17 protein-coding genes and 3 tRNA genes are annotated in these 18012 nt (G+C 58.3%); 8 read left to right on the top strand and 12 right to left on the bottom strand.

Annotated elements, in window-relative coordinates; genetic code table 11:
- Positions 1-92: 92 nt before the first annotated feature.
- Genes AAFM31_RS02205 through sdhC form a run of 4 tightly spaced genes read right to left on the bottom strand, consistent with a single transcriptional unit; the run spans position 93 to position 3330 of the window.
- The gene (locus tag AAFM31_RS02205) at positions 93-797 is read right to left on the bottom strand and encodes a succinate dehydrogenase iron-sulfur subunit (RefSeq protein WP_341706256.1); all 705 of its coding nucleotides are present in this window, start codon (positions 795-797) and stop codon (positions 93-95) included.
- Between the two features lie 11 nt (positions 798-808).
- Positions 809-2581: a succinate dehydrogenase flavoprotein subunit gene (gene sdhA, locus AAFM31_RS02200; protein ID WP_341706255.1), complete on the bottom strand. Its 1773-nt coding sequence runs from the start codon at positions 2579-2581 to the stop codon at positions 809-811.
- Positions 2582-2950: a succinate dehydrogenase, hydrophobic membrane anchor protein gene (sdhD, locus tag AAFM31_RS02195; RefSeq protein ID WP_104738496.1), complete on the bottom strand. Its 369-nt coding sequence runs from the start codon at positions 2948-2950 to the stop codon at positions 2582-2584. It abuts the gene before it with no gap.
- Positions 2944-3330: a succinate dehydrogenase, cytochrome b556 subunit gene (gene sdhC / locus AAFM31_RS02190; protein ID WP_341706254.1), complete on the bottom strand. Its 387-nt coding sequence runs from the start codon at positions 3328-3330 to the stop codon at positions 2944-2946. Before sdhC ends, sdhD begins: the two co-directional genes overlap by 7 nt.
- 341 nt (positions 3331-3671) lie before the next feature.
- Between sdhC and gltA the strand changes: the two genes are divergently transcribed.
- Together gltA and AAFM31_RS02180 are read left to right on the top strand one after the other, a co-directional pair.
- On the top strand, positions 3672-4946 hold the full coding sequence (gene gltA, locus AAFM31_RS02185; protein ID WP_341706253.1) for a citrate synthase: 1275 nt from the start codon (positions 3672-3674) through the stop codon (positions 4944-4946).
- Positions 4947-5100: 154 nt separating this feature from the next.
- A complete protein-coding gene (locus AAFM31_RS02180) occupies positions 5101-5988 on the top strand; it encodes an EamA family transporter (RefSeq protein WP_341706252.1) in 888 nt (295 codons plus the stop codon).
- Here AAFM31_RS02180 and AAFM31_RS02175 read toward each other — a convergent pair.
- Positions 5985-6242 (bottom strand): YkgJ family cysteine cluster protein, encoded by a 258-nt coding sequence (locus tag AAFM31_RS02175; RefSeq protein WP_341706251.1) that lies wholly within the window; start codon positions 6240-6242, stop codon positions 5985-5987. The genes AAFM31_RS02180 and AAFM31_RS02175 overlap by 4 nt on opposite strands.
- Positions 6242-7129: an NAD(P)-dependent oxidoreductase gene (locus tag AAFM31_RS02170; RefSeq protein WP_341706399.1), complete on the bottom strand. Its 888-nt coding sequence runs from the start codon at positions 7127-7129 to the stop codon at positions 6242-6244. The genes AAFM31_RS02175 and AAFM31_RS02170 overlap by 1 nt, the downstream gene beginning before the upstream one ends.
- Before the next feature lie 113 nt (positions 7130-7242).
- Here AAFM31_RS02170 and AAFM31_RS02165 point away from each other — a divergent pair, with 113 nt between their 5' ends.
- Positions 7243-7524, top strand: a complete 282-nt coding sequence (locus AAFM31_RS02165; RefSeq protein ID WP_341706250.1) for a pyrimidine/purine nucleoside phosphorylase — start codon at positions 7243-7245, stop codon at positions 7522-7524.
- Positions 7525-7557: 33 nt separating this feature from the next.
- Here AAFM31_RS02165 and AAFM31_RS02160 read toward each other — a convergent pair whose 3' ends face one another.
- Entirely contained in the window at positions 7558-8004 is a 447-nt protein-coding gene (locus tag AAFM31_RS02160; RefSeq protein ID WP_341706249.1) for a thioesterase family protein, read from the bottom strand.
- Positions 8005-8148: 144 nt separating this feature from the next.
- Here AAFM31_RS02160 and AAFM31_RS02155 point away from each other — a divergent pair, with 144 nt between their 5' ends.
- Positions 8149-10398, top strand: coding sequence for an Orn/Lys/Arg decarboxylase N-terminal domain-containing protein (locus AAFM31_RS02155; protein WP_341706248.1), 2250 nt, complete (start codon positions 8149-8151; stop codon positions 10396-10398).
- 41 nt (positions 10399-10439) lie between these two features.
- Here the strand turns inward: AAFM31_RS02155 and AAFM31_RS02150 are convergent.
- From AAFM31_RS02150 to AAFM31_RS02130, 5 genes are all read right to left on the bottom strand, one after another.
- Positions 10440-10515, bottom strand: a tRNA-Ala gene (locus AAFM31_RS02150).
- A gap of 41 nt (positions 10516-10556) precedes the next feature.
- Positions 10557-10632 (bottom strand) — tRNA-Glu (locus AAFM31_RS02145).
- A gap of 79 nt (positions 10633-10711) precedes the next feature.
- Positions 10712-10787 (bottom strand) — tRNA-Ala (locus AAFM31_RS02140).
- Positions 10788-10917: 130 nt separating this feature from the next.
- Positions 10918-12393, bottom strand: coding sequence for a glutamate--tRNA ligase (gltX, locus tag AAFM31_RS02135; RefSeq protein ID WP_341706247.1), 1476 nt, complete (start codon positions 12391-12393; stop codon positions 10918-10920).
- A 70-nt stretch (positions 12394-12463) separates the two neighbouring features.
- Complete coding sequence (locus AAFM31_RS02130; RefSeq protein ID WP_341706246.1) at positions 12464-13366, bottom strand: LysR family transcriptional regulator; 903 nt, start codon at positions 13364-13366, stop codon at positions 12464-12466.
- A 102-nt stretch (positions 13367-13468) separates the two neighbouring features.
- Here AAFM31_RS02130 and AAFM31_RS02125 point away from each other — a divergent pair, with 102 nt between their 5' ends.
- The 4 genes from AAFM31_RS02125 (at position 13469) to AAFM31_RS02110 (ending at position 18009) form a co-directional block, all read left to right on the top strand.
- The gene (locus tag AAFM31_RS02125; RefSeq protein WP_341706245.1) at positions 13469-14500 is read left to right on the top strand and encodes an HlyD family secretion protein; all 1032 of its coding nucleotides are present in this window, start codon (positions 13469-13471) and stop codon (positions 14498-14500) included.
- A complete protein-coding gene (locus AAFM31_RS02120; protein ID WP_341706244.1) occupies positions 14493-16064 on the top strand; it encodes a DHA2 family efflux MFS transporter permease subunit in 1572 nt (523 codons plus the stop codon). Before AAFM31_RS02125 ends, AAFM31_RS02120 begins: the two co-directional genes overlap by 8 nt.
- A gap of 101 nt (positions 16065-16165) precedes the next feature.
- Positions 16166-17449, top strand: coding sequence for an FAD-binding oxidoreductase (locus AAFM31_RS02115; protein ID WP_341706243.1), 1284 nt, complete (start codon positions 16166-16168; stop codon positions 17447-17449).
- Positions 17450-17616: 167 nt separating this feature from the next.
- Positions 17617-18009, top strand: coding sequence for a PA2779 family protein (locus AAFM31_RS02110; RefSeq protein WP_341706398.1), 393 nt, complete (start codon positions 17617-17619; stop codon positions 18007-18009).
- The last annotated feature ends 3 nt before the right edge of the window (positions 18010-18012 follow it).

Genomic DNA, 18012 nt, shown 5'->3' with positions numbered 1-18012 from the left:
TCGCTGCTTTTTGGGCGTGCGATTCGTTAAAAAACTGTCCGGCTCCCTATGGCAGGAGCCGGCACAGGCCAACTTAATGCAATTTCAGCCGATCAGGTACCACTTTGCAGCAGCATGTTGCGGATGTGACCAATAGCGCGGGTCGGGTTCAGACCCTTCGGGCACACATTCACGCAGTTCATGATGCCGCGGCAGCGGAATACGCTGAACGGATCATCCAGGGAAGCCAGACGCTCGTCGGTCTTTTCATCGCGGCTGTCCGCCAGGAAGCGGTAAGCCTGCAGCAGACCGGCCGGGCCAATAAACTTGTCCGGGTTCCACCAGAAAGAAGGACAGGAAGTGGAACAGCATGCACAGAGAATACACTCGTACAGGCCATCCAGCTTTTCCCGCTCTTCGGGTGACTGCAGACGCTCGATAGCGGGCGCCGGCGTGTCGTTTTGCAGATACGGCTGAACTTTTTCGTACTGCTTGTAGAAGATGCTCATATCTACAACCAAGTCACGAATTACTGGCAAACCAGGCAGCGGACGCAGAACAAGCTTGTTGTTCTTGACCACAGCAGACAGCGGAGTGATGCACGCCAGGCCGTTTTTGCCGTTGATGTTCATGCCATCGGAGCCACATACACCCTCGCGGCAGGAACGGCGGTAGGAGAAACCACCATCTTGTTCCTTGATCAGGGCCAGCACGTCAAGAACCATGATGTCCTTGCCGTCGGTATCAACCTGAAAATCCTGCATGTACGGGGCGTTGTCGCTCTCCGGGTTGTAACGATAAACACTCACTTGCAACATATCGGTCACCCTTAGTAAGTACGTACTTTAGGTTGGAACGCCGGAACAGTCTTGGGCGCGAAGTTAACTGCGCGCTTGTTGAGCTGCTTGGTTTCGGGCATGTACAGGCTGTGGCACAGCCAGTTTTCGTCATCGCGATCTTCGTAGTCTTCACGAGCGTGGGCACCGCGGCTTTCCTTGCGGGCTTCAGCTGCAATCGCGGTGGCTTCAGCCACTTCAAGCAGGTTCTGCAGTTCCAGTGCTTCGATACGCGCGGTGTTGAACGCTTGGCTCTTGTCATCGATCTTGACGTTGGCGATGCGCTCACGCAGATCAGCCAGCTGAGCAATACCCTTCTGCATGTATTCACCGGTACGGAATACACCGAAGTAGTTCTGCATGCAGCTCTGCAGCTCTTTACGCAGCGGCGCAACATCTTCGCCGGTGGTGCGCTCGTTCAGGCCGGACAGGCGGGCCAGAGAAGCGTCGATGTCGGACTCGGAGGCACCGCGGTACTCGATACCTTCCTTCAGAGCAGATTCCAGGTGCAGGCCAGCAGCACGACCGAATACAACCAGATCGAGCAGCGAGTTACCGCCCAGGCGGTTCGCACCATGGACAGATACGCAAGCCACTTCGCCAACCGCGAACAGACCTTCGACGATCTTGTCGTTGCCGTTAGCGTCTTGGGTGATTGCCTGACCATGAATATTGGTGGCAACACCACCCATCATGTAGTGACAGGTCGGTACAACCGGAACCGGAGCGGTTACCGGGTCAACGTGAGCGAAGGTCTTGGACAGTTCACAGATACCCGGCAGGCGGCTGTGCAGCACTTCTTCACCCAGGTGATCCAGCTTCAGCAGTACGTGATCCTTGTTAGGACCAACGCCGTTGCCGGCCAGAATTTCCTTGACCATGGAGCGCGCAACAACGTCGCGACCAGCCAGGTCTTTCGCGTTCGGAGCATAACGCTCCATGAAACGCTCGCCGTGCGCGTTGATCAGGTAACCACCTTCACCACGGCAGCCTTCGGTAACCAGTACACCAGCGCCGGCGATACCGGTCGGGTGGAATTGCCACATTTCGATGTCCTGCACCGGCACGCCAGCACGCAGGGCCATACCTACACCGTCACCGGTGTTGATCAGAGCGTTAGTGGTAGAAGCGTAGATACGACCAGCGCCACCGGTAGCCAGAACGGTGGCCTTGGCACGGATGTAGACGGTCTCGCCGGTTTCAATGCAGATGGCAATAACACCGACAACAGCGCCATCCTGGTTCTTCACCAGATCAACGGCATACCACTCGTTCAGGAACGAGGTGTTGTGCTTGACGTTGTTCTGATACAGCGTGTGCAGCAGAGCGTGACCGGTACGGTCAGCAGCAGCACAGGTACGGGCTGCCTGAGTCGGGTTATCCGGACCTTTGGACTGACCGCCGAACGGACGCTGATAGATGCGGCCGGTTTCAGTACGGGAGAACGGCAGACCCATGTGCTCAAGCTCGAAGACCGCTTCCGGGCCAACGGAACACATGTACTCGATTGCGTCCTGGTCACCGATGTAATCGGAACCTTTGACGGTGTCGTACATGTGCCAGCGCCAATCATCATTCGGATCGGCAGAAGCGATGGCGCAGGTGATACCACCCTGGGCCGATACGGTGTGCGAGCGAGTCGGGAATACCTTGGTTACAACAGCGGTCTTGTGACCACCTTGAGCCAGCTGCAGTGCAGCGCGCATGCCGGCACCACCACCACCTACAATGATGGCATCAAAAGTCAGTGTGCGAATGTTAGACATTTAGTTACCCCAGAGAATCTGCACGCCCCAGACGAAAAGTACGAACATGACCAGACCGCAGACCGCCTGGAACAGGAAGCGGACAACAGTGGCAGACTTGCCGAGGGCCATGGGAGTCAGGTAATCGGTAGAGATGGTCCACATCCCCACCCATGCATGCACACTAAGTGCGACCAAAGTCAGCAGGCTGAAAATGCGCATCCAGCTCTGGGCAAACAGCCCCTGCCAATCGGCAAAGGTCAGCCCGGGATTGCAAATCAAATAGCCGAGCAGAAACAACACATAGGCAGCAAGTACTACAGCGGAGACGCGTTGCGCCATCCAGTCATACAGACCGCTGCGAGACAGGTTGGTGACATTCGTTACCATATCCACACCCCCAGAAGAACAATCACGATGGCGGAAACCACGATTACTACCTGCGAACCACGCTTGCCGCTTTCCAGCCCTTCACCGATACCAGCATCCATTACTAGGTGACGAACACCAGCAATGAGGTGGTAAAGAAGCGCAGAAAGAATGCCCCAGATGACCAGCTTGGCCAGCGGGTTAGCCAGGCAGCTCTTGATTTGCTCAAACCCGCTCTCGGAACTGAGAGAGGTGTCGAGCATCCAGAGCAGCGCAGCGATTGCGACGAACAGAATCACGCCAGAAATGCGATGCAAAATGGACGTGTACGCGGTTACAGGAAGCTTGATTGTCCTGAGGTCAAGGTTGACGGGTCGTTTGCTATTCACGGCTATATTCACACTCAGGGCCCTGTGGACAGGGCTGGATTATAGGAAGGCGTACTGTGACACCTTTAATGACCCGCCCCAGCAGCTTCTGGCGAAGCCCTGCGGGTCACTTTGCCGGTCAAGGAGTATAGTGACTTAGACCATTGATTACAACGGAACAACCAGCGGGAAACGCTCTGTTTCCGCGGTGCAAAGTCTACCCCCTGCGCACAAAGTGCTTGCAATTAAAGCTTTTAATTGACCTCATTTCCTTTCACTATCCGCACAATTGACAAACCGATTTATCACCTTATAGTGATGCGGGCCCTGCGTGGGGGGTCACCTTTTCGATACAGCAAAACAGGAGGCCATCAATGGCTGACAAAAAGGCGCAGTTGATCATCGAGGGCGCGGCCCCCATCGAGCTGCCAGTCTATTCCGGGACCATGGGCCCCGATGTTGTGGACGTACGCGGCTTGACCGCCCAAGGTGTGTTCACCTTTGATCCAGGCTTCATGGCCACCTCGTCCTGTGAATCCAAGATCACCTATATCGACGGCGACAAAGGTGTACTCCTGCACCGCGGCTACCCGATCGACCAGCTGGCAGAAAAATCCGACTTCCTGGAAACCTGCTACCTGCTGCTGAAGGGCGAACTGCCCAACGCGGAAGAGAAAGTCAAATTCGACAACACCATCAAGAACCACACCATGGTTCACGAGCAACTGAAGAACTTCTTCAACGGCTTCCGCCGCGACGCTCACCCGATGGCCATCATGTGTGGCGTTGTCGGCGCGCTCTCCGCCTTCTACCACGACTCACTGGACATCAACGATCCGCACCACCGCGAAATCTCTGCAATTCGCCTAATCGCCAAGATGCCGACCCTGGCCGCGATGGTCTACAAGTACTCCATGGGTCAACCCATGATGTACCCGCGCAACGACCTGAGCTACTCCGAAAACTTCCTGCACATGATGTTCAACACCCCATGTGAAGAGAAGAAGATCAGCCCGGTGCTGGCGCGCGCAATGGATCGCATCTTCGTCCTGCATGCTGACCACGAGCAGAACGCATCTACCTCTACCGTGCGCCTGGCCGGCTCCTCCGGCGCCAACCCGTTCGCCTGTATCGCAGCCGGTATTGCCGCGCTGTGGGGACCGGCACACGGCGGCGCCAACGAAGCCGTTCTGCGCATGCTGGATGAAATCGGTGATGTATCGAACATCGAGAAGTTCGTCGCCAAGGCGAAGGATAAAGATGACCCGTTCAAGCTGATGGGCTTCGGTCACCGCGTTTACAAGAACTTCGACCCGCGCGCCAAGGTCATGAAACAGACCTGCGACGAAGTTCTGGCCGAGCTGGGCATTAACGACCCGCAGCTGGAACTGGCCATGAAGCTGGAAGAGATTGCGCGCAACGATCCCTACTTCAAAGAGCGCAACCTGTACCCGAACGTCGACTTCTACTCCGGCATCATCCTGAAGGCGATCGGCATTCCGACCGAAATGTTCACCGTTATCTTTGCCACCGGCCGCACCCCGGGCTGGATTGCGCACTGGAACGAGATGATCAGCGGTCCGTACAAGATCGGCCGTCCGCGCCAGCTGTACACCGGCTCAACCCAGCGCGACTACCCTTCCAAGTAATCGCTGCTGCGAGTCAAAAAAATCCCCGCCATGTGCGGGGATTTTTTTTGCACACCCTCAACTGTTTAGCTCAAACAGCGCCTGACTGTATGGCTTGCGGAGCAGATTTTCGTGATTGGATAGCCTCTCAGCCAAACACACGAGCCCCCCACCAATGCCCCTGAACGATCTGTTCCGCGCACTCGCAGTCATCGTGTTGTGGGGGCTTAACTTCGTTGTCATCAAGCTAGGCCTCGACAGCTTGCCGCCAATGCTGCTCGGCGCCCTGCGGTTCACGCTCGCCGCCTTTCCGGCGGTGTTTTTCATCCCCCGCCCGCGCATCCCTCTGCGCTGGCTGATCGCCTACGGGATGACCATTTCCTTCGGCCAATTCGCTTTCCTGTTCAGCGCCATGGCAAACGGTATGCCCGCCGGACTGGCATCCCTTGCACTGCAGTCACAAGCCTTTTTCACCTTGATGCTCGCTGCCGCAGTACTGAGCGAAAGAATCAAAGCCCACAACCTTGCGGGCCTGCTTGTCGCCGCAGCAGGCCTCCTGCTGATCGGCGTTCAGAGTGGCTCCAGCATGACAACGACCGGGCTGATTCTGACGCTGTGCGCGGCCCTCATGTGGGCCTGCGGCAACGTCATCACCAAACAAGTCGGAAACGTCAACCTGACCAGCCTGGTGGTTTGGGGCAGCCCGGTCCCGCCGATTCCGTTTATGGCAATGTCGCTCTGGCTCGAAGGCCCACAACAGATAAGCCAGGCGCTTTCACACGTCAGCGGAACCGCGATTTTCGCCCTGATTTATCTCGCATTCGGCGCAACGCTGATTGGCTACAGTCTCTGGAGCCGGCTCCTGTCCCGCTACCCGGCAGGCCAGGTAGCGCCGTTCACCATGCTCGTTCCCGTGATAGGCCTCAGCTCATCAAGCCTGATACTGGGCGAAAACCTCAATGCGATGCAGCTTCTAGGCGCTCTACTGGTCATGCTGGGACTGGCCGTCAACGTCTTCGGCGTCGCCCTGCACCGCCGCAGCAGGCGCTTACAGGGAAGTTAAGCCCCACCCGTCTCCGACTCCAACCAACCGATAATCCGCAGCGCATCGGCACGCGTGCTGCCACACACACTCACCTCAGGGAGGAAACCCGCACAAACCGCCGGGCGCTCAGGCGAACCAAAAATCGCGCAACGCATATCAGGCAATAATTGAATGCAGGGCACACCTGCGGGCTTGCCGCCAGGCATGCCTGGAATCGGCGAGGTAATTGACGGCGCCGTACAGCAAGCACCGCACTCTGCTCGACACTCCATCAATCGCCCTTCTGCAAACGGGCAATCAGACTCGACGTATCCCAGCGCCCACCACCCATCGCCTGCACGTCAGCATAGAACTGATCGACCAGCGCAGTTACCGGCAACTGCGCACCATTGCGCCGCGCCTCCTCCAGCACAATAGAGAAGTCCTTACGCATCCAGTCGACCGCAAAGCCAAAATCAAACTCGCCGTCGAGCATGGTTTTGTAGCGATTTTCCATCTGCCAAGACTGAGCAGCACCCTTACTGATGACCGAAACAACCGCTTCACCATCCAGACCCGCGCGCTGGGCAAAGTGCATCGCCTCGGACAACCCCTGTAGCAAGCCGGCAATGCAGATCTGGTTCACCATCTTGGTCAACTGCCCGCTGCCAGCCGCCCCCATATGGCGAAGCATCTTGGAATAGGCACTCAAGACAGGTCTCGCAAGGTCGAATACAGACTCATCACCACCGACCATGATGGTCAATTGCCCCTTTTCCGCCCCTGCCTGGCCGCCCGAAACGGGCGCATCCAGAAAGCCGACACCCAGCTCCCGAGCCGCCCCTGCCAACTCACGCGCAACACCAGCTGACGCGGTCGTATGATCCACAACCACCTGCCCTTTGTGCGACCCGGCAAACACGCCCTGGTCGCCGCAGACCACTTCACGCAGGTCATCGTCGTTACCTACGCACATCAGCACAAAGTCCCGCCCCTCAGCCGCCGCGGCCGGAGTACCCGCAGATTTACCACCGTATTCCTGAACCCAGCGCTCGGCCTTCGCCGTCGTCCGGTTATACACCGTGACCTCGTGCCCTGCGCGCTGCAGATGCCCCGCCATGGGATACCCCATAACACCCAGACCGACAAACGCGACACTTGCCATAGCACACCTCGTTATCCGCGAACGCCCAATCTCAGGGCGTCCGAATATTCAAACCCACAGCGACGCAATTGCCCGACAGATCGGCCCTCGGCATAATGAGCGCCCTTTCATCTGCAGGAGTATTGCGCGTGTTTCAGGTAAATCAGTATTTCGATGGTCAGGTTGCCTCAATCGCATTCAAGCAACCGGAAGGCGCGGCCACCGTTGGCGTAATGGCTCCCGGCGAGTACGAATTCGGCACCAGCCAGCTGGAAATCATGCACGTCATCAACGGCGCCCTGACCGTCAAGCTGCCGGACAGCGACGAGTGGAACACCTACAACGCCGGCGACCAGTTCACCGTACCAGCCAACAGCCGCTTCAACCTGAAGGTCGAGCGCGACACCGCCTATCTGTGCGAGTACCGCTAAGCACCACAACCCGGCGCTGAGCGCCGGGTTTCCTCAGAAACCTTCAGGGGTCTCCGTCATACCCTGACGATAACCCTCGATAAACGCCTCAGGCATACGCTTGGGCCGCCCCGTCGACAGCTCGATACAGACAAAGGTCGTACGCGCACGCAGCAGCGTCAATCCATCACGCTTGCGACACAGCTGAAAGTGACGCGTCATGCGCAGCTTGCCGTCCCAGCTGATGATCCAGGTTGCCATCTCCAGCTCATCACCCTCATAAGCTGAAGCCAGATAGTCGATCTCGTGTCGCACCACGGCCATCGCGCGATCCAACTCCCGATACTCGACCAGCCCCAACCCTAGCGAATTGGAATGCTGCCAGGCGCAGCGCTCCAGCCAACGGACATAGACCGCGTTGTTGGCATGCCCAAGCTCGTCGATATCCTCTGGCATTACGGTTATAGGCTGGGTAAAGGGGGTTGGCAGATCCCAATTCACAAGCGTGCATCTCCTTGGCAGCGGGCTTAAAGCGGTTTGATGCCCGATGGTACTACAAAGACACGCGCACAGCCCCGACCACACCATGCAAAGCCAGGGAACCTGCATTAGGCTGAGTACAACCGCCGCAACCAGGGATGCGTTATGTTCAAACAGCTGAATTTCCCGATTCTCGTCATTCACCCAGCAATCGGCCAGAGCAACGTCGCCGGCCGTCAGCTCGCCGCGCTGTTTGATGCCATCGCCAGCGAGGGCCTTCAGGTACTGGGCGCCGAGCAGTTAGAGGAAGGCAGACTGATTGCCGAAGCTCATCGAGGCCTGTCATGCATCCTTTTCACTCCGGAGGCGCTGAGCGACATCAACGAGGTTCAAGCGCTGTTCGAGGCCGCCCACTGCCGCTCGCCAGAGCTGCCGATCATGGCGCTGACCACCCGCCAAACGATTGACCCAGAGCTTCTGTCAGCCCTGCGCGAGCTGCACCAGATACGCGGCATAATCTATTTGTTCGAAGACACTTTGCCCTTCATTGCCGGACAGATTGCCCGCACTGCGCGCAGCTATCTCGGACAACTGCTACCACCCTTTTTTAAAGCGCTACTGGATTACAGCAGCCGCGCTAGCTACTCCTGGCACTCACCCGGTCACGGCGGCGGCGTTGCCTTCCGCAAGAGCCCGGTCGGCCGTGCCTTTCACGATTTCTTTGGCGAAAATACCCTGCGCTCGGATCTGTCGGTTTCAGTACCGGGGCTCGGCTCATTACTCGATCACACCGGCCCCGTCGCCGAAGCTGAGACCAATACCGCCCGGGTATTCGGCGCTGATCACGCGTTTTACGTCGTCAACGGAACCTCAACCTCAAACAAGATTATCTGGCACGCCTACGTCACCCGTGACGACCTCGTACTGGTCGACCGCAACTGCCATAAATCCATCCTGCACGCGATCATCATGACCGGCGCCATTCCGATTTATCTGACCGGATCGCGAAACGACTACGGCATTATTGGCCCGATCAGCCGCAACAGCTTCAGCAGCGACAACCTGGACAAGCTGATCGCCGAATATCCTTTACTGCAGGGCGGCAGCGACAGCCCGCGCATCCGCCTTGCCGTACTGACCAACTCGACTTACGACGGCCTCTGCTACAATACCGAGATGGTCGCCGACCAACTCCGTGACCGCGTCGACGTACTGCACTTCGACGAGGCCTGGTACGGCTATGCCGCCTTCCACCCCTTCTACCAGGGCCGTCATGGCATGAGCCGCGCTCGCCCGAGGCGCAGCGGCCACCCACTGGTATTTGCCACCCAATCGCCCCACAAGGTGCTTGCAGCCCTCTCTCAAGCCTCGATCATCCTCGCCCGCGACAGCGCCGACCAACAACTCGACAGCGAGCGCTTTAACGAGGCGTACATGATGCACACCTCGACCTCGCCGCATTACGGCATGATCGCCTCGATCGACGTTGCCACCGGCATGATGGCCGGCCCAGCGGGCGAGTCACTGGTACAGGAAACCCTGGACGAAGCTTTATCCTTCCGCCGCGCCATGCAACAAACGGCGGAGCAGATGGATGAGGACGAGTGGTGGTTTGACGTTTGGGAACCCGAGCAGGCATTGGCTGCCGACTCACTGAGCGCGCATGACTGGACGCTCGACAGCGACGCCCAGTGGCACGGCTTCGGCGCAATGGCCGATGATTACGCCCTGCTTGACCCGATTAAGGTAAGCCTGCTGACTCCCGGCGTTGAGGAGCAAGGCCGACTGGCCAAAAGTGGTATTCCGGCCGCTATCGTGACTCGCTTCCTCGCTGACCGCGGCCTGGTGGTGGAGAAAACCGGCCTGTATTCATTTTTGATTCTATTCTCGCTCGGCATCACCAAAGGCAAATGGAGCACCCTGCTGTCGGAGCTACGCGAATTCAAACGCCTTTACGACCAGAACGCACCACTCGACACCACGCTACCCGGACTCGCCCAGCGCCCTGAGTACACCAATCTCGGATTACGCGACCTGTGCCAGCAACTGCATCAATGCTATAAGCAGCACGCTCTGGTGCACCTGCAGCGCGCCATGTATACCGAGCTGCCCTGCATGGTTCTGCGACCGGCCGACGCCTATCAGCAGATGGTACGCGGCAAGGTAGAAGCAACTCCGATAGACGAACTCAGCGGCCGCCTTGCTGCCGTCATGCTGGTACCGTATCCGCCGGGTATTCCGGTCATCATGCCCGGCGAGCGCTTCCCGACAGACAACACCATCGCCGCTTACCTGGCTGCAGCCATCGACCTGGAAACGCGCTTCCCCGGCTTTGGTAACGACATACACGGCCTGCGCCACGATCTGATCGATGGCGAGCGACGCTGGCGGGTGGACTGTCTGACAGAGGAATAACGGGGAAAAAAAAGGCCGGCGAATTCGCCGGCCCTTCTAAATGGTGGAGCTAAGCGGGATCGAACCGCTGACCTCCTGCATGCCATGCAGGCGCTCTCCCAGCTGAGCTATAGCCCCAGGTCTTGCGACCCTGACATGCTTTCACATGTCGGTAAAAATGGCGTCCCCTAGGGGACTCGAACCCCTGTTACCGCCGTGAAAGGGCGGTGTCCTAGGCCACTAGACGAAGGGGACGCAAACCCTTCTCTGAACAGGCTGGAATCTGTTCAGCAGTGTAGAAAACAGGTCGACGCGAACGTCGACCAAAAAAACTTGGTGGAGCTAAGCGGGATCGAACCGCTGACCTCCTGCATGCCATGCAGGCGCTCTCCCAGCTGAGCTATAGCCCCGTCTCAAGGACGGTGCGCATATTAAGATTGACGCCTTGGACTGTCAACAGAAATTTACGCAAAACAGCAACTTAAATGAAAATACAGCATAAGGCACGCAGGGCGCGGGGGCCGCGCCCTGCCCTGGGTATCAGATCTGTTCCAGCTCTTTCTGCCAGGCCTTGTTTTCTTTCTTGGAGGTGCCACCCAGCATCTCGACAGTCTGACGCAGCCGATAACGCGTCAGATCCGGCCCCAGATGCGCCATCGCATCCAGCACCGATACCGAGCTTGCCTGACCGGTAATCGCCGGGAACAGCAATGGCATCAGGTCGCGCAGCTTCAACTCCAGATAAGCCGCAACCGCTTGAATCACCTCGGTGATGTTGTCTTTGTCCCAGTCACGCAGGGCTTCGAGCTTCCACAACAGCAACTGCAGCGCCTTGCGCACGCCGTCGGCATCCAGCTTCTTGTGAACAAACAACTCCGGCGCCGGATCAACCTTACCAGCCATGAAGAACCCGACCAGCCCCGGCAAGTCGCTGAAGGTTTCAACCCGAGTTTGCGCCAGCGAAATCATCGGCTTGAGGTAAGCCGGGTTCAACGCCCACTGCTGCACCGCCGCTGCAAACTGATCCTCCGACAGCTCGCGAATCCACTGCCCATTCAACCACGACAGTTTGTCGACATCGAAAATCGGGCCACCGAGCGATACACGCTGAATATCAAAGTGCTCGACCATCTCGGCGAGGGTAAACTTTTCACGCTCATCCGGCATCGACCAGCCCATGCGACCGAGATAGTTCAGCAACGCTTCCGGCAGATAGCCCATGCGCTCGTAGAACGTAATGCTGGTCGGATTTTTGCGCTTGGACAGTTTGCTCTTGTCAGGGTTACGCAGCAGCGGCATGTGGCAAAGCTGCGGCATGTCCCAGCCAAAATACTGATACAGAAGGATATGCTTGGGCGCAGAGTTGATCCACTCCTCGCCACGCAGCACGTGGGTAATGCCCATCAGGTGGTCATCCACCACGTTCGCCAGGTGGTATGTTGGCAGGCCGTCCGCCTTCATCAGCACCTGCATATCGACTTGCTCCCACGGGATGTCGATTTCCCCGCGCAGCATGTCCTGAACCTTGCAAATACCCTCGTTCGGCACCTTCATGCGCACAACGTGGGACTCACCAGCGGCAACCCGCGCACTCACTTCTTCCGCGCTCAGGCTGAGGCAGTGGCCGTCATAGCCGGGCGTCTGCTTGTTCGCCATCTGCTCGGCACGCAGCGCATCAAGACGCTCGCTGGAGCAAAAGCAACGGAATGCGTGTCCTTTCTCGATCAGCGCCTCACTGTGCTCATGGTAAATCGCGCTGCGCTCGCTTTGGCGATACGGGCCGTGCGGGCCGCCTACATCCGGACCTTCGTCCCAGTCCAACCCCAACCAGCGCAGCGAGTCGAGGATCTGCTTCTCGGAAGCAGCGCTGGAGCGCACCTGATCGGTATCTTCGATACGCAGAATGAACTGGCCACCGTGCTGGCGGGCGAAACACTGGTTAAACAACGCAATGTAGGCGGTGCCGACGTGCGGGTCACCAGTGGGGGAAGGCGCAATGCGGGTACGAACAGTCATGGACTCTCTCGATCAGGCGGCCCGGTAAACCCGGGGCGGACTACAGGATAGCGACGGATTTTATCAGGGCTTAGCCCTCGATCTCTATATGACTCGACGCACGCAGCTCAAGCCGCTCCACCACGAAGTCGATAAACGCCTTGACCTTCATCGCCTGAAAGCGCCGCGAAGGGTACAAGGCGTGCAGTTCACTGGACGGCAGCTCGGTCTGCTCAAGCACCCGAACCAGCGTCCCGGCCTCGACGCAGGGTTCGGCAATAAAAGCCGGCGCATTGATGATGCCAACACCTGCCAACGCAGCCTCCCGCGCAAAGGTGATGTTGTTTACCACCAACACCGGATTGATAGGGACGCTCTGCGCCGGCTGCTCAAAATGCCACTTCCGCGCACCATCAACCAACGCATGAATACAGCGATGACTGCTCAATTCTTCCGGTGTTTTCGGCATGCCGTGACGCTGAATATAGTCCGGACTGGCGTAAAGCTGACGGGGACTGGTCATCAACAGGCGCGCAACCAGGCTGGAGTCTTGGGGCCGCCCGAGATGAATGACCACATCGACGCCCTCTTCAACCGGATCGACGGCGCGTGTTGTCAGCTCGACCTCTACCTGGATCGCCGGGTAGCAACGCATGAACTCGCCAACCACGCCGCCCAGAAACAGTTGCCCGAACTCGATCGGAGAGCTGACACGCAGCAAACCGGTTGGCTCACGTTGAAGCTGCATGATGGCCTGCTCAGCCTCGGAGAACTCCTGCATGATCTGGCGGCACCGCTCGTAGTAGGCCTGCCCGACTTCGGTCAGTCGCAGTTTGCGCGTCGTGCGATTGAGTAAGCGCACGCCAAGGCGATCCTCAAGCTGAGCAATGCGTCGACTGACCGTTGACTTCTGCATCCCCAATGTCGCTGCCGCACTGGTAAAACTGTGGCACTCGACAACTCGAGTGAAGATCAACGCATCATCCAGCCCCATGCTAACTGTTCCCCTGCTGCAACAAAGTTTCCAGATTCTAGCGCCTCCGGCACTCAGTGGAACAGTGTTAGAGTGCTGGCAGAAAAATAATTGAGATATGGTATGTCCGCCCGAGTTAGAGCACGCCTGTTCGTATTCCTCCTCATCTGTGCCGTCGCCGGCACGGCCGCTGTTGCCCAATGGTGGTTTATTGGCCGTTTCTACGAAGAAACCGACAACGCCTACGTCCAAGGCGACATTACCCCCGTCTCCAGCCGCCTCTCCGCGCAGGTAACTGAAGTGCTGGTCGACGACAACCAGGCCGTTGTGCCGGGCGACCTGCTGGTGCGCCTCGATGCCCGCGATTTCGAAATCGCTCTCGCCGAAGCCAACGCGAACCTCGCAACCCGCCGCGCCGAACAACAGCAGGCGCAGTCACGGCTTATCCAGCAGGACAGCCTGATCGCCGCCGCATCGGCCAACGTTGAAGCCAGTCAGGCCGAGCAGCGCCGGGTTGAACTGGACATCAAGCGTATTACCCCCCTGCGTCAATCCGGCTACGCCTCGGAAGAACAGCTGAGCAACTTCCGCGCCCAGCTCGAAGTTGCCCGCGCCCAGGTCAGCAAGGCGCAGGCCGACCTGCAGACTCAGAAACTGGCGAAAGATACGCTGGCGGCAGATATTGCCCGACTCGACGCTCAGATCCAGGCAGCAGAAGCAGCAGTCAGACAGGCACAGCTTGATCTTGAACGCACCGAAATACGCGCTCCGATCGCCGGTCGCATTGGCCAACGCAATGTGCGTATCGGCCAGAACGTATCGCCCGGCAGCAACCTGCTGGCAGTCGTGCCCGATACCGAGTTGTGGATCAAAGCCAACTTCAAGGAAACCCAGATCAGTCGAATGCACGAAGGCCTCAAGGCCGAACTGCTATTCGACACCTTCCCCGATCAACCAGTGACGGGCACCTTGCAGAGCCTGTTTCCGGCGTCCGGCGCGCAATTCAGCCTGCTGCCTCCGGATAACGCCACCGGTAACTTCACCAAGGTCGTTCAACGCATCCCGGTGAAGTTGGTGATCGACAGTGACAGCCCACTGACCGGCCTGCTCCGTCCGGGTATGTCGGTACACGTCAAGGTCGATCTGCGTGACTGACGTCGGCTCTGCCCACGATATACCACCACCGGGCAGGCGCGACTGGATCGCGCTGCTCAGCGCCATTCTTGGCGCTTTCATGGCGATTCTTGATATCCAGATCATCAACTCGTCACTGAAGGATATTCAGGGGGCATTGTCAGCTACCGTAGAGGAAGGTTCCTGGATTTCAACCTCTTATCTGGTGGCCGAGATCATCATCATTCCGCTCGCGGCGTGGCTGACGACGATCTTTTCTCCCCGCCGCTTCGCGGTGACCATCTCCGCCATCTTTGTCATCGCCTCGCTGCTGTGCTCGATGGCCTGGAGCCTGGAAAGCATGATCGTTTTTCGCGCCCTGCAAGGTTTGGCTGGCGGCGCGTTGATCCCGTTTGCATTCACCCTGATTCTGATCAAGCTGCCGCCAGCGTCCCGGCCCAAGGGCATGGCAATGTTCGCCATCACCGCCACCTTTGCCCCCTCAATAGGCCCGACCATCGGCGGTTGGCTGACCGAAAATTTTGGCTGGGAATACATTTTCTACATCAATATATTCCCGGGGATTTTGATGGCCGCCGGCCTGATGTACGGCCTCGACAAGTCGCAGCCACGCTGGGAGCTACTGCGCCAGGGCGACTACCTCGGCATCGTCACTATGGCGGTAGGCCTTGGTTGCCTGCAGGTGTTTCTGGAGGAAGGCCACCGCAAGGACTGGCTCGAATCGAACCTTATGCTCGCGTTGGCCGTGATCAGCTTTATCAGCCTCGTCAGCTTCATCATTATTCAGCTCACCCGAGACAATCCGCTGGTCAATTTGCGCCTGCTCAAGGATCGCAACTTTATGCTCGGCAGTCTGGCCAACATCGGGCTCGGGGTGGGGCTTTATGGCACGGTATTCGTGCTGCCTGTGTATCTGGCGCAAATTCAGCAGTACAACGCACTGCAAATTGGCCAGGTGATCATGTGGATGGGTATCCCCCAACTGTTGATCATTCCGCTGGTACCGGTGTTGATGCGCTTCGTAGACGCCCGGTTGATCTGCGCCACAGGGTTCTTTTTGTTCGCCTTCGCCAGCTTCTACAGCGGCAGCCTGAATCTGGACTTCGCAGGCGATCAGTTTATCGCCATTCAGATCTTCCGCGCCTTCGGACAACCGATGGTGCTGGTACCCATGTCGATCATTGCAACCGCCATGATCGCCCCGTCTCAGGCTGGGTCCGCGTCCAGTCTGTACAACATCCTGCGCAACTTGGGCGGCGCCATCGGCATCGCGGCGCTGGCGACCATCCTCGACAGTCGCGCCAAGTATTACTTCGACTTCCTGCGCGAATACGTCACGCCCGGCAACCCCGCGTTTGAGGAGCGCATGCGTCTTTTGACCCAGCAATTGGGCAACGAACAGAGCGCGCTGCAACTGCTAAGCAACCAGGTTCATCAACAGGCCGCGATCATGGCCTACAACGACGCGTTCCACCTCATCGCAATTATGCTCAGCTGCTCGATGATCTTTGTTCTGCTCTGTAAACCGCTGCCCAAGGCCCCGCCGCGGGGAGCACCGGCCGATGCGGAACCGGCACACCCCTAGCTGTAGTTTTTTTTGATCACCCTATAGCAATAGAGCATCCCAACGGGTAGCATCGGCGAATATTGTCAAATATTTTCAACAACATTCGCACAGGTGCCCTCATGGCTGAGACCCAACACACAACCTCCTACTACGCTGCCTCTGCCAACCCCGCTCCTGAGCGCCCAGCGCTGCAAGGCAGCCACGAAACCGATGTCTGCATCATCGGCGCCGGGTTTACCGGTATTTCTGCCGCCCTGCATCTGGCTGAGCAAGGCTTCAAGGTCACCGTTCTGGAGGCCGTGAAAGTCGGCTTTGGCGCCTCGGGCCGCAACGGCGGCCAGATCGTCAACAGCTACAGCCGCGATATCGACGTCATCGAGCGTACCCTTGGCGCCCAGCAAGCCCGACTGCTGGGCGAGATGGCCTTCGAGGGCGGACGCATCATCCGCGAGCGCGTCGCCAAGTACGACATCCAGTGTGATCTGAAAGACGGCGGCGTCTTTGCTGCATTCAACAGCAAGCACATGCAGCACCTGGAATCGCAGAAGAAGCTCTGGGAGCGCTACGGCCATACCCAACTGGAGATGCTCGACAGCCAGCGCATTCGCGAAGTCGTCAATACCGACATCTACGTCGGCGGCATGCTCGACATGAGCGGCGGCCACATTCACCCCTTGAACCTGGTGCTGGGCGAAGCAGCTGCGTTCGAATCGTTGGGCGGCGTCATCCACGAACTGTCGCCGGTTACTCGAGTTGAGCAAGGCGAACACCCGGTCGTACATACTGCCCAGGGCCAGGTCAAAGCGCGCTTCGTGATCGTGGCAGGCAACGCCTATCTCGGTGACTTGCTGCCACAACTGGCGGCCAAATCCATGCCCTGTGGTACCCAGGTAGTGACCACCGAGCCGCTGTCGGACGAGATGGCTGCCTCACTGCTGCCGCAAGACTATTGCGTCGAAGACTGCGCCTACCTGCTCGACTACTATCGCCTGTCTGGCGATAAACGCCTGATCTTTGGTGGCGGCGTTGTCTATGGCGCTCGCGACCCAAGCAACATTGAGGCGCTGATTCGCCCCAACCTGATCAAGACCTTCCCGCAGCTCAAAGATGTGAAGATCGACTATGCCTGGACCGGTAACTTCCTGCTGACCCTGTCGCGCCTTCCGCAAATGGGGCGCATCGGCAACAACATCTATTACTCCCAAGGCTGCAGTGGTCACGGCGTCACCTTTACCCATGTCGCTGGCCGCGTCCTCGCCGAGGCACTGCGAGGTCAGGCAGAACGGTTTGATGCCTTTGCCGCCCTGCCGCACTATCCCTTCCCGGGCGGCCGCCTGTTCCGAATTCCGTTCACCGCGGTGGGCGCCTGGTATTACCAGATGCGCGACAAGCTCGGCATCTGACGGGCCGTGAACCAGATCACAGCGACAATGGCATATTGGAACCTATACAGGTCGTATGAGTCGGTTATAGGGAGCGCTTCTTGCGCAAAGTCCATAGCCACCTATCGTGGTTAATAGCTTCCAAGCAGGGAAGCCCCAACAGACTGAGGAATGCCCCGATGACCTTTATGCGAACAACAAAGCGTTACCTTTCCATCCTGCTCACCGCCCTGTTCATGCTGACTTCCATGGCCAGCATCCAGGCCCAGGCAGCCATGATCGGCACCAGCGAAGCCGTCGCCCAGCAGCAGCTCAGCGTCGACCGCGCCGAACTGAAAAGCATGCTTGACGACAAGGCAGTGCAGGACAAATTGGCGAGCATGGGAGTGACCCAGGATCAGGTGGAAAAGCGTATCGACAGTCTGACGGCTGACGAACTGGCTCAATTCAACAGCCAGCTCGACGAGGCACCGGCAGGTGCTGGCGTGGTTGGCATCATCGTCCTGTTCCTGGTGATCTTCATCATCACCGACATGCTTTGCGCGACCAACGTCTACAGCTTCGTCAACTGCGTAAACTGACAT

This window comes from Halopseudomonas sp. (assembly GCF_038130085.1).
Lineage (GTDB): Bacteria > Pseudomonadota > Gammaproteobacteria > Pseudomonadales > Pseudomonadaceae > Halopseudomonas.
Note: the sequence above shows the minus strand (reverse complement) of the source record. Positions and strands in the feature narration are given on the sequence as shown.

Coding starts and splice junctions, on each gene's coding strand:
- gltX (WP_341706247.1), bottom strand. CDS start 12,393: ATGACTGTTCGTACCCGCATTGCGCCTTCCCCCACTGGTGACCCGCAC.
- AAFM31_RS02115 (WP_341706243.1), top strand. CDS start 16,166: ATGGCTGAGACCCAACACACAACCTCCTACTACGCTGCCTCTGCCAAC.
- sdhA (WP_341706255.1), bottom strand. CDS start 2,581: ATGTCTAACATTCGCACACTGACTTTTGATGCCATCATTGTAGGTGGT.
- AAFM31_RS02180 (WP_341706252.1), top strand. CDS start 5,101: ATGCCCCTGAACGATCTGTTCCGCGCACTCGCAGTCATCGTGTTGTGG.
- AAFM31_RS02155 (WP_341706248.1), top strand. CDS start 8,149: ATGTTCAAACAGCTGAATTTCCCGATTCTCGTCATTCACCCAGCAATC.
- AAFM31_RS02130 (WP_341706246.1), bottom strand. CDS start 13,366: ATGGGGCTGGATGATGCGTTGATCTTCACTCGAGTTGTCGAGTGCCAC.
- AAFM31_RS02110 (WP_341706398.1), top strand. CDS start 17,617: ATGCGAACAACAAAGCGTTACCTTTCCATCCTGCTCACCGCCCTGTTC.
- AAFM31_RS02175 (WP_341706251.1), bottom strand. CDS start 6,242: ATGGAGTGTCGAGCAGAGTGCGGTGCTTGCTGTACGGCGCCGTCAATT.
- AAFM31_RS02205 (WP_341706256.1), bottom strand. CDS start 797: ATGTTGCAAGTGAGTGTTTATCGTTACAACCCGGAGAGCGACAACGCC.
- AAFM31_RS02125 (WP_341706245.1), top strand. CDS start 13,469: ATGTCCGCCCGAGTTAGAGCACGCCTGTTCGTATTCCTCCTCATCTGT.
- sdhD (WP_104738496.1), bottom strand. CDS start 2,950: ATGGTAACGAATGTCACCAACCTGTCTCGCAGCGGTCTGTATGACTGG.
- gltA (WP_341706253.1), top strand. CDS start 3,672: ATGGCTGACAAAAAGGCGCAGTTGATCATCGAGGGCGCGGCCCCCATC.